13 protein-coding genes are annotated in these 14,779 nt (G+C 72.5%); 3 read left to right on the top strand and 10 right to left on the bottom strand.

The window, feature by feature from the left end; genetic code table 11:
* Positions 1 to 51: 51 nt before the first annotated feature.
* From MNZ29_RS03185 to MNZ29_RS03200, 4 genes are all read right to left on the bottom strand, one after another.
* Positions 52 to 1,104 (bottom strand): NAD(P)-dependent alcohol dehydrogenase, encoded by a 1,053-nt coding sequence (locus MNZ29_RS03185; RefSeq protein ID WP_242352823.1) that lies wholly within the window; start codon positions 1,102 to 1,104, stop codon positions 52 to 54.
* A 136-nt stretch (positions 1,105 to 1,240) separates the two neighbouring features.
* Complete coding sequence (locus MNZ29_RS03190; RefSeq protein ID WP_242334932.1) at positions 1,241 to 2,629, bottom strand: NAD(P)(+) transhydrogenase (Re/Si-specific) subunit beta; 1,389 nt, start codon at positions 2,627 to 2,629, stop codon at positions 1,241 to 1,243.
* On the bottom strand, positions 2,626 to 2,928 hold the full coding sequence (locus tag MNZ29_RS03195; RefSeq protein ID WP_242334929.1) for an NAD(P) transhydrogenase subunit alpha: 303 nt from the start codon (positions 2,926 to 2,928) through the stop codon (positions 2,626 to 2,628). The genes MNZ29_RS03190 and MNZ29_RS03195 overlap by 4 nt, the downstream gene beginning before the upstream one ends.
* A gap of 12 nt (positions 2,929 to 2,940) precedes the next feature.
* Positions 2,941 to 4,038: a Re/Si-specific NAD(P)(+) transhydrogenase subunit alpha gene (locus MNZ29_RS03200; RefSeq protein ID WP_242334926.1), complete on the bottom strand. Its 1,098-nt coding sequence runs from the start codon at positions 4,036 to 4,038 to the stop codon at positions 2,941 to 2,943.
* A gap of 200 nt (positions 4,039 to 4,238) precedes the next feature.
* Between MNZ29_RS03200 and MNZ29_RS03205 the strand changes: the two genes are divergently transcribed.
* Complete coding sequence (locus tag MNZ29_RS03205; RefSeq protein ID WP_242352825.1) at positions 4,239 to 4,385, top strand: hypothetical protein; 147 nt, start codon at positions 4,239 to 4,241, stop codon at positions 4,383 to 4,385.
* Positions 4,386 to 4,480: 95 nt separating this feature from the next.
* Here MNZ29_RS03205 and MNZ29_RS03210 read toward each other — a convergent pair whose 3' ends face one another.
* Both MNZ29_RS03210 and MNZ29_RS03215 read right to left on the bottom strand, forming a co-directional pair.
* Entirely contained in the window at positions 4,481 to 4,900 is a 420-nt protein-coding gene (locus MNZ29_RS03210; RefSeq protein ID WP_242334920.1) for a cyclic nucleotide-binding/CBS domain-containing protein, read from the bottom strand.
* A 123-nt stretch (positions 4,901 to 5,023) separates the two neighbouring features.
* The gene (locus MNZ29_RS03215) at positions 5,024 to 5,566 is read right to left on the bottom strand and encodes a hypothetical protein (RefSeq protein WP_242334917.1); all 543 of its coding nucleotides are present in this window, start codon (positions 5,564 to 5,566) and stop codon (positions 5,024 to 5,026) included.
* A 234-nt stretch (positions 5,567 to 5,800) separates the two neighbouring features.
* On the opposite strand from MNZ29_RS03215, the gene treS reads away from it, so the two are divergent.
* Together treS and MNZ29_RS03225 are read left to right on the top strand one after the other, a co-directional pair.
* The gene (gene treS / locus MNZ29_RS03220) at positions 5,801 to 7,462 is read left to right on the top strand and encodes a maltose alpha-D-glucosyltransferase (protein ID WP_242334914.1); all 1,662 of its coding nucleotides are present in this window, start codon (positions 5,801 to 5,803) and stop codon (positions 7,460 to 7,462) included.
* 2 nt (positions 7,463 to 7,464) lie between these two features.
* The gene (locus MNZ29_RS03225) at positions 7,465 to 7,800 is read left to right on the top strand and encodes a hypothetical protein (protein ID WP_242352827.1); all 336 of its coding nucleotides are present in this window, start codon (positions 7,465 to 7,467) and stop codon (positions 7,798 to 7,800) included.
* Positions 7,801 to 7,817: 17 nt separating this feature from the next.
* Here the strand turns inward: MNZ29_RS03225 and malQ are convergent, their stop codons facing one another.
* From malQ to aceB, 4 genes are all read right to left on the bottom strand, one after another.
* Positions 7,818 to 9,338 carry a 4-alpha-glucanotransferase gene (gene malQ / locus MNZ29_RS03230; RefSeq protein WP_242334908.1) on the bottom strand — a complete coding sequence of 507 codons (1,521 nt, stop codon included), beginning with the start codon at positions 9,336 to 9,338 and terminating at the stop codon, positions 7,818 to 7,820.
* 12 nt (positions 9,339 to 9,350) lie between these two features.
* Complete coding sequence (locus MNZ29_RS03240; protein WP_242334905.1) at positions 9,351 to 10,073, bottom strand: hypothetical protein; 723 nt, start codon at positions 10,071 to 10,073, stop codon at positions 9,351 to 9,353.
* A 10-nt stretch (positions 10,074 to 10,083) separates the two neighbouring features.
* A complete protein-coding gene (locus MNZ29_RS03245; protein WP_242335043.1) occupies positions 10,084 to 11,307 on the bottom strand; it encodes a hypothetical protein in 1,224 nt (407 codons plus the stop codon).
* Positions 11,308 to 11,395: 88 nt separating this feature from the next.
* A complete protein-coding gene (gene aceB, locus MNZ29_RS24825) occupies positions 11,396 to 14,725 on the bottom strand; it encodes a malate synthase A (RefSeq protein ID WP_374110776.1) in 3,330 nt (1,109 codons plus the stop codon).
* Positions 14,726 to 14,779 lie beyond the last annotated feature (54 nt).

Below are 14,779 nucleotides of genomic sequence, written 5' to 3' on the forward strand. Positions count from 1 at the left end.
GGGTCCGTGGCGGCTGCGCAGCCGCCACGGCTCACCCCCGGGTGGGTCGGCTCAAGCGCGCTCGAGGCTCGAGACGTCGATGACGAACCGGTAGCGGACGTCGCCGCGCATCATGCGATCGTACGCCTCGTTGATCTTCTGGATCGGGATGATCTCGACGTCCGAGACGATGCCGTGCGCGGCGCAGTAGTCGAGCATCTCCTGGGTCTCCGCGATGCCGCCGATGAGCGATCCGGCGAGCCGCTTGTTCCCGGAGATGAGGGAGAAGGCGGCGACGGGGGTCGGCTCGGGGGGCACGCCGAGCAGCACCATGGCGCCCTTCGGGCGCAAGAGGCCGAGGTACGCGTTGTAGTCGTGCGGCGCCGAGATGGTGTCCACGATGAGGTCGAAGCGGCCCGCGAGCCTGGAGAACGTGGAGGCGTCCTTGGTGGACGCGAACCCGTGCGCGCCCAGCCGGCGCGCGTCCGCCTCCTTCGAGGCGGACGTGCTCAGCATCGTGACCTCGGCGCCCATGGAGGCCGCGAGCTTGACGGCCATGTGGCCCAGGCCGCCGAGGCCGACCACGGCGACGCGGTCGCCGGGCTTGCAGTTCCACTGGCGCAGCGGGGAGTAGGTGGTGATGCCGGCGCAGAGGAGCGGCGCGGCGCCGGCCGGATCGAGGCTGGCCGGGACCTTCAGGACGAACCGCTCGTCGACGACGACGCGCGTCGAGTAGCCGCCGTACGTCCGCGTGCGCCGGTCCATCTCCGTCCCGTTGTAGGTGAAGGCGGCGCCCTTCTCGCAGAACTGCTCGCTGTCGTGCCGGCAGGGATCGCACTCGCGGCAGGAGTCGACCATGCACCCCACGCCCGCGACGTCGCCCGGCGCGAGCCTCGTCACGGCCTTCCCGACCTGGCGGACGCGGCCGATGATCTCGTGGCCCGGCACCATGGGGAAGATCCCGCCGCCCCACTCGTCGCGCGCCTGGTGGATGTCGGAGTGGCAGACCCCGCAGTACAGGATGTCGATGAGCACGTCGTGCGGCCCCGGGTCGCGGCGCTCGACGGTGAAGGGAGCGAGCGGCGCTCCGGGGGAGGGGGCGGCGTAGGCGGGGGTCTTCGACATCGGGCTTCCTTTCGACGGCTCCGCGAGGAGCGCTCCGGGGAACGGGAGGTAATGTGCGCCGGACCGCCGCGCGAGGAAACGGCAAATTCCCGCATGCGTCATCCAGCTTCTCTTCACGACGGCCGCGGAAGAGGGCTCACGCCTGCTTGATCTCGTGCACGAGCTTCGCGAGCGACGCCTTCGCGTCGCCGAAGAGCATCGCGGTGTTCTCCCGGTAGAAGAGCTCGTTCTCGATGCCGGCGAAGCCGGGGTTCATCGAGCGCTTCATCACGATGACCTGCTTCGCCTCGTCGACGTTCAGGATGGGCATCCCGTAGATGGGCGAGGCCTTGTCCGTGCGGGCGGCGGGGTTCACGACGTCGTTCGCGCCGATCACGAGCGCCACGTCGGCGTTCTTGAACTCGTCGTTGATCTCGTCCATCTCCTTCAGCTTCTCGTAGGGGATGTCCGCCTCGGCGAGCAGCACGTTCATGTGGCCGGGCATGCGGCCGGCGACCGGGTGGATGGCGTAGAGCACCGTCCCGCCGTTCTTCTCGATGAGCGCCGCGAGCTCGCGGACCTGGTGCTGCGCCTGCGCGACGGCCATGCCGTAGCCCGGCACCACGATGACGAGCCGGGCGTAGGCGAGCTGGATGGCGGCGTCCTCGGGGGTGATCGCGTGGACGGTGAGCCCCTGCGCGGTCTTCTGCGCGGCCTCGGGGGCGGCGCCGAACGCGCCGAAGAGCACGTTCGCGAACGACCGGTTCATCGCCCGGCTCATGATGATGGAGAGGATGAAGCCGGAGGCGCCGTCGAGCGCCCCCGCGATGATGAGGACGTTGTTGCCGATGGCGAACCCCGTCGCCGAGGAGGCGAGGCCGGCGTACGAGTTGAGGAGCGAGATGACGACCGGCATGTCGGCGCCGCCGATGGGCAGCACCAGGGAGACGCCGAAGACGAGGCCGAGCACGACCATCGCGTAGAACGCGCCCGGGTTCGCCGGGTCGGCGACGAGCCAGGCGAACAGCGCGGCGGCCGCGGCGAACATGCCGATCGAGACGAGGTTCTGGCCCTTGAACGTCACCGGCCGGGAGGGGAGCAGCTCCTGGAGCTTCCCGAACGCCATGAAGCTGCCGGTGATGGTGAGCGCGCCGAACAGCACCTCGAAGCCCAGCGCGGCCATGACGGACCGCGAGACCTCCGCCCCGTTGCCGAGGTGCCAGTACTCCGCGACGCCGACGAGCGTGGCCGCGACGGCCCCGAACATGTGGGAGATCGCGATCCGCTGCGGCATCGCGGTCATGGGCACGTAGACGCCGAGCGGGTAGCCGACGAGCGAGCCGAGCACGAGCCCGGCGATGATCCACTCGTAGCGCACGATCTCGTGGTTCACGAGCGTGCCCACGATCGCGACGAGCATGCCGAGCGCGGCGAGCTGCATGCCGCGCCGGGCGCGATCGGGGAGGGTGAGGCTGCGCAGGCCGAGGATGAAGAGGATCGAGGCGAGGAGGTAGGCGGCCTCGATGAAGACGGTGCGGGGGCTCACTTGCGCGGCCCCCCGCGGTCGGCCCGCTTGAACATCTTGAGCATGCGGTCGGTGATGATGAAGCCGCCGACGACGTTGATGGTGGCGCTCGTCACCGCGATGAACCCGAGGACGGTCGGGAGGGCGCCGCGGTCCGCGCCCGCCATGACGAGCGAGCCGACGAGCGAGATCGCGCTGATGGCGTTCGTCGCCGACATGAGCGGCGTGTGGAGGAGGGCGGGCACGCGGGTGATCGTGAAGAACCCCACGAACCCGGCGAGCACGAAGACGTAGATCTCGATGAGCTCCAGGCCTGGCATGGATGATCCTCCCTAGCCGCGGACCTGCCCGTCGTGGACGACGAGCATGGCGCCGGTGATCTCGTCCTGCGGGTCGAGCACGAGCCGGCCGTCCTTCGCGAGGTGCTGCAGCAGGGTCGTGACGTTGCGGCCGTACATCTGGCTCGCGTGGAACGGCACCGTGGAGGGGAGGTTCAGGGGGCCGAGCACGGTGACGCCCGCCTCGACCACCGCCTCGCCCGGGCGCGTGAGCTCGCAGTTGCCGCCCGACTCCGCCGCGAGGTCCACCACCACCGAGCCGGGCCGCATCGAGCGGATCATGTCCGCGGTGAGGAGCCGCGGCGCCGGCCGGCCGGGGATCTGGGCGGTCGTGACGACGAGGTCCATGTCCTTCACGTGCGCCGCGATCGCGCCGAGCACGCGCTCCTGCTCCGAGGCGCCGAGCTCCTTCGCGTAGCCTCCCGCGCCCTCCGCGGCGACCTCCTGGACCTCCACGAACGACGCGCCGAGCGACTGCACCTGCTCCTTCACCACCGGGCGCACGTCGAAGGCGGAGACCACCGCGCCGAGCCGGCGCGCGGTGGCGATGGCCTGCAGGCCGGCGACCCCCGCGCCGACGACGAACGCCTTGGCCGGCGCGAGCGTGCCCGCGGCGGTGGTCATCATGGGGAGGATGCGAGGCAGCGCGTTCGCGCCGACGAGGACCGCCTTGTACCCGGCGAGCGTCGCCTGGGAGCTGAGCGCGTCCATGGACTGGGCGCGCGTCGTGCGAGGCACCTTCTCCATGGCGAGCGCCGACACGCGCCGCGCCGCGAGCCGCGCGAGGAGCGGCCCGCCCTGGTGCGGCGCGAGGAGCGCGACGAGGAGCGCGCCCTGCGGCAGGAGGTCCGCCTCCGCCTCCGACGGCCGCTGCACGCGCACCACCACCTCGGCGCCCTCGAGCGCGGCGGGGCCGTCCGCGAGCACGGCCCCCGCGGCCTCGTAGGCCGCGTCGGGGAAGCCGGCCGCCACCCCGGCGCCGCGCTCGACGCGGAGCTCGTGCTGCTGTTTCACGAGCCGCGCCACGTTCTCCGGCACGAGCGCCACGCGACGCTCCCCCGGCGACGTCTCCCTCGCCACTGCGATGCGCATGGTTTCCTCGCGCGCCGCGTCCGCCGCGGCGACACGCGGCCGCCCGGCCCCTCCTGGAGGCCGCACGGTCGCCGGGGGAGCCTCTAACCGGGCAACGGCGCGGCGCAAGGTGCAAAGGCCCGGGCAAAGCGACGCGCCGCGCCGAGGAGGACACCATGGGAGAACGGAGATCAGGACAGGACGCGCCGGAGATCCCCCGCGTGCCACCTCCGCGACCGGAGCTGCCGGGGCGTGGCGCGCAGCCGGACCGCGAGGTGCCGGGCATCCCCCGGCCGGAGCCCGAGCTCCCCGGCCGCCGGCCGGAGCGGCCGGAGGCGCCGCTGGATCCCAACGCTCCCGGGGAGTGAAGGCGCCCGGCGGGCGGGACGGCGCAGGAACGCCCGGCGGCCAGGGTGGAGGGACCGCCTCGAGCCGGCGCGACCTCGCGCGACCGGGCTCCGGGCTACCTCCCCGTGATGTAGTCCTGCAGCTGCTCGATCACGAACTGCTTCTCGTCGAGCATGAGCTGGATGATGTCGCGCATCGAGACGATGCCCACCACGCGCCCCTCCTCCTCGACGAGCAGGTGGCGGGTGTAGTGGTCGCGCATGAGCGCCGCGCACTCCGCCTCGCTCGCGCTCGACGGGACGTGTGGCAGGCCCGTCCGCATGGCCTCGCGGATGGGGAGGCCGCCGTCGCCGCCGCGGGCGAGCACGGTCATGACGAGGTCGCGCTCGGTGACGAGCCCGACCACGCCGCCGGCGTCCTTCACGCCCACGGAGCCGATCCTCCGATCGGCCATGAGCTGCGCCGCCTGGCGGATGGGGGCCGTGGCGTCGAGCGCCACGACGTCGCGGGTCACGTGCTTGTGGATCGAGGCCATGCGCCGCTCCTCTCTGGGGAGGATGGGTCCGTAACGAGCGGGCGGGGCGAGGCGCCGCGACGCAGCGTGGAAAAAGCGGGGCCCGCCCGCGAGGGACCCGGGGCGGCGCCGCGTGCGTGACGCTCAGAACTTGTCGATCCGCACCGGCCACATCCCGCGCTCGACCCCGGTGTAGCGCCGAACGCAGGACGGGGCGGCGTCGGGACGGTCCCACACCATCGGCGCGAACTGCGCGTCCACCTGCTCCCAGCGCGAGTTCGAGTGCATGGGGTCGCCGAGCTTGTAGTGGCCGAGCTCGTGGAGGAGCTCCGACGCCTCGAAGCAGCCCTCCGCGTCCGGCGGCACCCGCACCGAGAGGGTCTTCTCCAGGTAGTCGGTGCAGCCGTCGTTGTGCGACGCGAGGTAGCAGGCGTACTCGGCGTCCTCGCGGAACTGGATGCGCCAGCCGCCCAGGTTCGCGAGCCCCCAGAACGGCAGCTCGCGGTCGAGCAGGGAGGAGACCCGCTGCTCCGCGTCGGCCAGATCGGCCGGATCGTTCACGAACTCGATGCACGCGTCGCGGACGTAGAAGTCGCAGTGCCAAGGCTCGCACGCGCCGAGGCACAGCGCCGCCGCGATCGCCGCCGCCCAGATCCGCACGATGCCCCCGCCCCGCGCAGCGACCACGTCTGAAGCTAGGACTCGCCACCTCCGCCGCGAACGCCCCGGCCCATCGTGGCCCGCGCCCGGCCGGCGCCCCGGCCCCGTTCACGCTCCGAGAACCGGGACGGCGGTCCCTCGCCCGTCCGCCCGTCCGGGCGTATACACGGGAGCGCGGCGGGAGCCGGGACCCCTCGCGGAATCCTCCGCTTGCGGGTGCCCGGTGCGATCTTAGAACTGGCAGGAGGTCACGGACGCCGGATGGCAATCTTCCAGCGAAGGCGCGGCCAGGATCCGCTCTGGTACAAGGACGCGGTCATCTACGAGACGCACGTGAAGTCGTTCTACGACTCCAACGGCGACGGGATCGGCGATCTGCGCGGCCTCGTGGAGAAGCTCGACTACCTCCAGGATCTCGGCATCAACTGCCTCTGGCTGCTGCCGCTCTTCCCGTCGCCGCTCAAGGACGACGGCTACGACATCGCCGACTACCGCGGCGTCCACCCCGACTACGGGACGATGGACGACTTCCGCCAGCTCGTCGCGGCGGCGCACGCGCGCGGCATCCGGGTCCTCATCGAGCTCGTGGTGAACCACACCTCGGACCAGCACCCCTGGTTCCAGCGGGCGCGGCGCGCGCTGCCGGGCTCGTCCGAGCGCGCGTTCTACGTGTGGAGCGACACCGATCAGAAGTACCGCGACGCGCGCATCATCTTCACCGACACCGAGAAGTCGAACTGGACCTGGGATCCCGAGGCGAAGCAGTACTACTGGCACCGGTTCTTCAGCCATCAGCCGGACCTCAACTTCGAGAACCCGGCGGTCCTCCAGGAGGTGCTCGACGCCCTGAGCTTCTGGGCGGAGCTGGGCGTCGACGCGTTCCGGCTCGACGCCGTGCCGTACCTCATCGAGCAGGACGGGACGAACTGCGAGAACCTCCCCGGCACGCACCAGGTGATCAAGCAGATCCGGCGCCACGTGGACGAGCACTTCCCCGGCCGCATGCTCCTCGCGGAGGCGAACCAGTGGCCCGACGACGTCCGCCCGTACTTCGGCGACGGCGACGAGTGCCACATGGCGTTCCACTTCCCGCTCATGCCGCGCATCTTCATGGCGCTGCGGCTCGAGGACGTGGAGCCGATCGTCGAGATCATGCGGCGCACGCCGCCCATCCCGGACACCGCCCAGTGGGCGCTCTTCCTGCGCAACCACGACGAGCTGACGCTCGAGATGGTGACGAGCGACGAGCGGGACTACATGTACCTCGCGTACGGCCAGGACCCGCGCATGAAGCTCAACGTCGGGATCCGCCGCCGCCTCATGCCGCTCGTCGAGAACAGCCGCCGGCGCATGGAGCTCCTGAACAGCCTGCTGTTCTCGTTCCCCGGCACGCCGGTCGTCTACTACGGCGACGAGATCGGCATGGGCGACAACATCTACCTCCACGACCGCAACGGCGTGCGGACGCCCATGCAGTGGACCCCCGACCGCAACGCCGGCTTCTCGCGCGCCGACCCGAGCCGCCTCTACAGCGCACCCATCTCCGACGCCGTCTACGGCTACCAGGCCGTGAACGTGGAGGGGCAGTCGCGCGATCCGTCCTCGCTCCTCCAGTGGATGCGGAACACCATCGCGCTCCGGAAGCTCTTCAAGGCCTTCGGGCGGGGGACGATGGAGTTCCTGCAGGTCGCGAACCGGAAGGTGCTCGCCTACGTCCGGCGCTGGGAGGAGGACGTCATCCTGTGCGTCGCGAACGTGTCCCGCTCCGCGCAGCCGGCGGAGCTCGACCTCGCGGCCTTCGAGGGCTACGTCCCGGTGGAGATGCTGGGCTACACGGAGTTTCCGCGGATCGGCAAGCTCCCCTACTTCCTCACCCTCGGCCCGTACGGCTTCTACTGGTTCGAGCTCAGGAAGCCGCACTGACCATGGCCCACCTCGTCGCGTTCCTGCTCCGCCTCGTCCTCTCCGCCGGCGTCCTCTGGCTCGCCGTCGCCTGGGTGTCTCCGGCGAACCCGGCGAACACCTTCGGGCGCGCGGTGGCGGTCTCGGTCGTCCTCTCGATCGCGTACTACGTCACGCTCGCGAAGTTCCTCTGGTTCCTCCTCCTGCCGTGGCTCTTCTACGCGATGATCTGGCTCGCGGTGATCATGGGCGCGTACGGGATCGGGTTCTGGCGGGCGCTCCTCGTCGCGCTCGCGCTCACCGTCCTGTCCTGGCTCGTGTCGGCGCTCATGGGCGTCCGGACCTTCCGCGCGGGGTAGCCGGCGCGGCGGAGGCGTCACCGACCGTAGAGCCGGGTGAGCTCCGCGAGGCGCGCCGCGCGCTCCGGCCCGAGCGCCTCCTCCCGCATTCGCCAGCGCCAGTTGCCGCCGAGGGTCGCGGGCGTGTTCATGCGCGCCGGCGAGCCGAGCCCGAGCACGTCCTGCATCGGCGCGATCGCGGTGTCCGCCACCGAGGAGAGGACCGCCCGGATCATCACCCAGCTCATGTCCCGACCGTCCGTCGCGAGGTACGCGCGCGCGTGCGCCTTCTCGCGCGCGACGTCCTCCGGGGTGCGGACGCTGTCACCGGCGCCGCCCGCCCACCAGCCCGTCACCGTGTCGTTGTCGTGCGTCCCGGTGTACGCGGCGGTGTCGCGCTCGTAGTTGTGCGGCAGGAACGTGGGCGCCTGCGGATCGATGCCGAAGGCGAACTGGAGCACCGCCATGCCGGGCAGGCGGAAGCGCCGCCGCAGCGCCTCCACCTCGGGGGTGATGACGCCGAGGTTCTCGGCCACGAACGGCAGCGCCCCGAGCGCGGCCTCGAGCGCCTCGAACAGCCGCGCGCCCGGCCCCGGGACCCACCGGCCCTCCTCGGCGGTGGCCGCGCCGGCGGGGATCTCCCAGTACGCCTCGAAGCCGCGGAAGTGATCGAGGCGGATCCGGTCCACGAGGGCGAGCGCGCCGCGGACGCGCGCGATCCAGCTCGCGAAGCCCTCGCGCGCGACGGCGTCCCAGTCCCAGAGCGGGTTCCCCCACAGCTGGCCGGTGGCGCTGAAGTAGTCGGGCGGCACCCCCGCGACGGCGGCGGGCCGTCCCGCGGCGTCGAGCCGGAACAGCTCGCGGCGCGACCAGACCTCGACCGAGTCGTGCGCAACGTAGATGGGGACGTCGCCGAGGAGCGCGATCCCGAGGGCGCGGCAGCGCGCGCGGAGCGCGTCCCACTGCCGCGCGAAGCACCACTGCGCGAACACCTCCGCGAAGACCGCCCGCGCGTAGCGGGCCCGGGCGGCGTCGAGCGCGCGCGGGTCGCGGCGGGCGAGCGGCTCCGCCCAGGCGGTCCAGGGCCGCCCCTCGTGCACCTGCTTCAGGACCCAGAACAGCGCCCAGTCCTCGAGCCACCCCGCCTCGCGGGCGCGGAACGCCTCGAGCTCGGCGCGCGCCTCCGCGCCCGCGCGCGCCCCGAAGGCCTGCGCGGCCCGCTCGAGCCGCTCGCGCTTCCAGGGCCCCGCCTCGTCGTACGCGGCGCGCTCGGGATCGGCGGCGGGCGCGCCGGCGAGATCGCCGTCCTCGAGCCAGCCCTCGTTGCGGAGCGTCTCCAGCGAGACGAGCAGGGTGTTGCCGGCGCGCGACGAGAGCGCCTGGTAGGGCGAGTCGCCGAAGCCGGTCGGGCCGAGCGGGAGGACCTGCCACAGCCGCTGGCCCGCCTCGGCGAGCCAGGCGGCGAAGCGATGGGCCCCGGCGCCGAGATCGCCCACGCCGTGCGGGGCGGGGAGCGAGGTCGGGTGGAGCAGGATTCCGCTGCGGCGGTCGCGGGGCAAGGGGCGCTCGGGCTAGAGGTGCTGGACCTTGTCCTCGGGGCCGGTCGGCCCCGGCTCGCCCGGCCGCGGCTCCCCGCGGGTCTCCCGGTCGAGCGCGCGCGACACGGCGTCGCGCGCCCCGAGCCCCACGGCGAGGGCGACGGAGAGCACGATGCCGCCGACCACGAGCGCGAACGCGAGCGTGGGGAGCTCTCCGCCGATGCCGACGTGCTCGAGGGCCATCGCCGCCGCGAGGACGAGGACGAGCCACTTCACCGCGAGCGCGATGAGGCGCGCCTGGCGGATCTGCTGGTTCACCGCGCTGATGAGCGTGCTCCGCTCGAGGAAGCGGGCGGCGCCGATCCCGACGAGCAGGATGATGGCCCCGACCACGAGCTTCGGGAGGAACACGAGCAGGGAGAGGCCGAACGCGCTCACCGTGCTCGCGCCGAGCACCTCGAGCGCGAGGGCGATGCCGGCCACCACCACGAGCCAGAACGCGAACCGCGAGACGATCGCGGAGGGCTCCTGGCGCGGCCCGAGGTCGCGGCCGGTGGTCACGCCCCACTCTCGCGCGCGCCGATCGAAGCCGGTGCGCCCGAGCACCGCCCGCAGGATCGCCCGGATGACGAACGCCGCGACGGTCGTGGAGACGAGCACGATGAGCATCGCCACGATGCCCGGCAGGTCCGCCGCGATCACCGCCCCGAGCCGCTCGAACGCCTCGCCCAGCACTGCTCGTACCTGTTCCCACATGGCCTCGTCCTCACGGGTTGAAGCGGTCCGGCCAGCGCCAGCGCGAGATGAGGTACCGCTTCTCGTCCTCGAACGCGGAGCAGAGCCGCTCGACGCGCTCGTCCGCCGCGTCCGGTCCGAGCGGTCCCACCTCGTTCACGTAGCTCGCGACCCAGCCCAGGTAGATGGGCGTGAGCGAGCGCAGGAGCTGGCGGCGCTCCATCAGCTTGAAGCGCCACGCCACCGCGAAGTCGTACAGCACGCGCGCCCAGATCGCGTCCGGCATGCGGAACGCCTCCGGGGGCGCGCGCGGGATCCGCTGCAGCGCGAGCAGGGTGTGCGGCGGCAGGACGCTGCTCCACAGCGGTCGCAGGTCGCGCCAGCCGAGCGCGAAGGCGTCCACGAGCGGCGCCACCGCCGGCGCGTTCGCGGGCTCCTCCGCGAGCCGCTCCTCCCCGAAGGTCGCGACCACCTGCGAGCCGATCACCCGCTGCCAGTAGTGCGCGTGCACCTCCATCTCGTGGAAGAGGGTGTCGAGCACGCCGGCGAGGGCCTGGGACACGTCGGAGGGCTGGGGCGCCGGGCGGGGCCGGGGACCGATGAACACCTGCGCGATGCGCACCTCGCGCGCGAGCGCCTTCGTCACGCACCACAGGTCCTCGCCCGCGTGCGCCGGATCCGTCCGCCACTCGGTGTCCGCCAGCAGGTGCCGGGCGAGGCGGCGCGAGAGCACCAGCTCGCGCCCGAGCGGCTGCCGCAGGCGTTGCCCGAACAGGGCGCGCGTGAGCGGGTAGACGATGCCGGTGACGAGCACGCCGTCGAGCCGGCCGCGCGCGTAGGACGGGACCACGAGGTCGAACCCGCCCGTGAGCACCGGCTCGAGCAGCGCGCGGAGCCACCGCGGGTCGCTCGGGCGGGGCAGGGGCTGGAGGAGCGCGCAGGCGGGCGCGTCGCGGGCGACCGCGATCTCGAGCAGGGTGGGCAGGGCGGCCTGCGGGCCGGTGTGACCCCCCGTGTAGATCGCCGGGGGGTGATCCCGCTCGACGAGCGCGAGCACCGTCTCCGGCGTCGCCGCGCCGCTCGGATCGCCGGTGAGGACGACGGCCAGCGCGGGACGCCCGGGAAAGGCCTCCTTGAGCCCGGTCTCCAGCGCGATCGCGGCCTCGGTGGCCGCCATGCGGTCCGGCTCGGCCGGCACGCCGACGACCACGTCGGGCCCGGAGGGCTCGCTGGGGCGCGACGACGGCTCGAGCACGAGAGACAAGGTAACCCCTCCCGCGGGATCGTCGCGCGCCAAGTTCGGGCGTCCGGAGGGGCGCCCGGACGCCGGGCGCCGGCGGCCCCTAATGTAGCGCCCGGGCGAGCACCATCTCGCGCGCCTCGTGGTCGCGGATCCGGCCGCCGAGGGCGCAGGTGAGGGGCGCCAGGTCCGACGCCGTCGCCTGGCCCTTCGCGCGCTCGCGGACCTGCTGGAGCGCGGCGATGAGCTCCCGGTGCTCGTCGGTCATGCGCAGCACCTCGGCGCGGTACTCGGGGGAGGCGGCGAGGAGCCCGTAGAAGCCCTTCTGGTGCTCCTCGTGCGCGAAGTGCTCGGTGAGGAGCTCCGCCAGCGACTCGAGGGCGGCGGTGATGGCGGCGACGTCCTTCGCCTCGCCGAGCCGGTCCACCACCGCCTCGATCCGCCCGTGGTCCTCGTGGAGGGCCGCCTGGACCTGCTCGGCGGCGTGGGTCGCGCCGGTCCTGCCCGCGGCGGTGAACTGCGCCGCCTCGGTGGAGCCCTCCAGGGCGAGCGTCGACGCGGTGCCGCCCGACACCGCGCTCGCGACGAGGTCGAAGTAGCCGGTGCCGACCTCGCGCTGGTGGCGCGTCGCGGTGTAGCCGTGCCGCTCCGAGGCGAACTCGGCCTGCTGCAGCTCGGTGTAGGCCGACATGCCGCGCTCGCGGTAGCCGCGGGCGAGCTGGAACATCCCGTGGTTCAGGGCGTGGAACCCGGCGAGGGTGACGAACTGGAACCGATAGCCCATCGCGCCGAGCTCGCGCTGGAACCTCGCGATGGTCGCGTCGTCGAGGTTCTTCTTCCAGTTGAAGGAGGGCGAGCAGTTGTAGGCGAGCATCTTGCCCGGGAACTTCGCGTGGATCCCCTCCGCGAAGCGCCGCGCCTCGCGCAGGTCCGGCGTCTGGGTCTCGCACCAGATCAGGTCCGCGTACGGCGCGTAGGCCAGGCCGCGGGCGATGGCCGTGTCGACGCCGGGCCGCATCCGGTAGAACCCCTCCGCGGTGCGCTCGCCCTTCTCGATGAACGGCGCGTCGTACGGGTCGACGTCGCTCATGACGAGCTTCGCGCCCTCGGCGTCGGTGCGCGCCACGAGGATCGTCGGCACCCCCATGACGTCGGCCGCGAGGCGCGCCGCGTTGAGCGTGCGGACGAACGTCGAGGTCGGCACGAGCACCTTGCCGCCCAGGTGGCCGCACTTCTTCTCGGAGGCGACCTGATCCTCGAAGTGCACCCCGGCGGCGCCCGCCTCGATCATGGCCTTCATGAGCTCGAAGGCGTTGAGGGGGCCGCCGAAGCCGGCCTCGGCGTCGGCGACGATGGGGGCGAACCAGTACGTTCCGTCCTTCCCCTCGGAGTGCTCGATCTGGTCCGCGCGCTGCAGGGCGCGGTTGATGCGCCGGACCACCTCCGGGACCGAGTTCGCCGGGTAGAGGCTCTGGTCCGGGTAGGTCTGACCGGCGGAGTTGGCGTCGGCCGCGACCTGCCAGCCCGAGAGGTAGATGGCCCGGAGGCCCGCCTTCACCATCTGCACGGCCTGGTTGCCGGTGAGCGCGCCGAGCGCGTTCACGTACGGCTCGCCGTGGAGGAGGTCCCACAGCCGGTTCGCGCCGAGCCGCGCGAGCGTGTACTCGATGCGCACGGAGCCGCGGAGCTTCTCGACGTCCTCCCGCGTGTAGCGGCGGACGATGCCCTCCCAGCGGCGCGGGTCGGGGTGGTGCGGCGCGGGCGAGTCGGCGAGGCCCTCCGTGCCGCCGGCGAGCATGCGCGCCTTCTCCTCGCCCTCGGCCTCGAGCAGCTCGTAGGAGGGGAGGGTGATGAACTCGACGAAGTCCCCCTGCGTGCTGATGCGCTCGAAGAGCGCGCGCGCCTCCTCGAAGCGGCCGCCCTGGAACGCGGCGTCCCCGACCTCGAGGCGGATCCGATCCATCTCGTCGGCGAGCACGGTGCGGAACCGCTCGACCGTGAGCGGCGCGCCGTCGTCGAGCGTCGCGCCGTGGTGGATCCACTGCCACGCGAGCGAGCGGGAGATCTCCACCGTCGCGGCGTCCTCCATGAGGCCGTAGATCGGGACGCAGCCGGTCCCGCGGAGCCAGGCCTCGAGGTACTGGACCGAGACGCGGATGTCGTGGCGGAGGCCCGCCTCGGTACGCGGGCCGTCCGGCACCTCGAGCAGGTCGCGCGCCGTCACGCGCACGTCCTCGCGCTTGCGGTGGAGCTGGTTCGGCGTCTTCATGTGCTGGTCGAAGATCGCCCTGGCGATGGGCACGAGGCCGGGGTGCGCCACCCAGGTGCCGTCGTGGCCGTCGGTCACCTCGCGGAGCTTGTCGGCGCGCACCTCGGCGAGCGCGGCCTCGTTCGCCGCCGGATCGTCCTCGATCGGGATCTGCGCGGCCATGCCGCCGATGGCGTGGACGTTGCGCCGGTGGCACGTCTGGATGAGGAGCTGCACGTACGCGCGCAAGAACCCCTTGTCCATGGTGATGTGCGCGCGGTCCGGCATGACGTGCTTCGCGTCCGCGCGGAAGCGCTTGATGGTCGAGAAGATGTAGTCCCAGCGCCCGCAGTTGAGGCCCGCGGAGCGCTCGCGCAGCTCCCACAGGATCTCGTCCATCTCGAACGCGGCGGGGAGGGTCTCGATGAGGCAGGTGGCCTTGATCGAGCCCCTCGGGAGGCCGAGCCGTTCCTCGCCCAGGGTGAACACCTCGTTCCACACGCGCGCCTCGAGGTGGCTCTCGAGCTTCGTGCAGTAGAAGTACGGGCCGGAGCCCTTCGCGAGGAGCCGCCGCGCGGCGCTCGAGAGGTAGATGCCGAAGTCCCACAGCGCGGCGCTGACGGGCCTCCCGTCCACGCGCACGTGCTTCTCGAGCAGGTGCCAGCCCCGCGGGCGCACCATGAGGACGGCGGTCCGGTCCCCGAGACGGTGGCGCTCGGCGGTCTCGGGGGCGTCGTGCTCGATCGTGCCCTCGACCGCGTCCCGGAGGTTCACCTGGCCCTCGACGACGTTGCGCCAGGTGGGGGAGCTCGAGTCCTCGAAGTCCGCCACGAAGACGTTCGCGCCGGAGTCGAGCGCGTCGATGATCGTCTTGCGGTCCAGCGGGCCGGTGATCTCGACCCGACGGTCCTGCAGATCGGCCGGGAGCGGCGCGACGGTCCAGTCGCCGGCGCGGACGTGCTCGGTGCCGGAGAGGAAGCTCGGCCGCTCGCCGGCGTCGTAGCGGCGCTGCAGCTCGCGGCGCCGCTCGAGCAGCTGCTCCACGCGCGGGCGAAAGCGGCGCACGAGGTCCGCGACGAGCGCGAGCGCCTCGCGCGTGAGCACCTCCTCGGCGCGTCGCGGCAGGGCGCCGCGGATCTCCATGCCGGGCGGAAGATCGAGCGGCGGGGTCTCGGGGGTGGGCATCCGGGAGGCTCCTCCTGATCGAAAGGTTGTCCTGATTTCGATCAAGCTCAATAC

The sequence above is a fragment of the Anaeromyxobacter sp. SG64 genome (assembly GCF_022690745.1).
In the GTDB taxonomy this organism is placed as follows: Bacteria; Myxococcota; Myxococcia; order Myxococcales; family Anaeromyxobacteraceae; genus Anaeromyxobacter; species Anaeromyxobacter soli.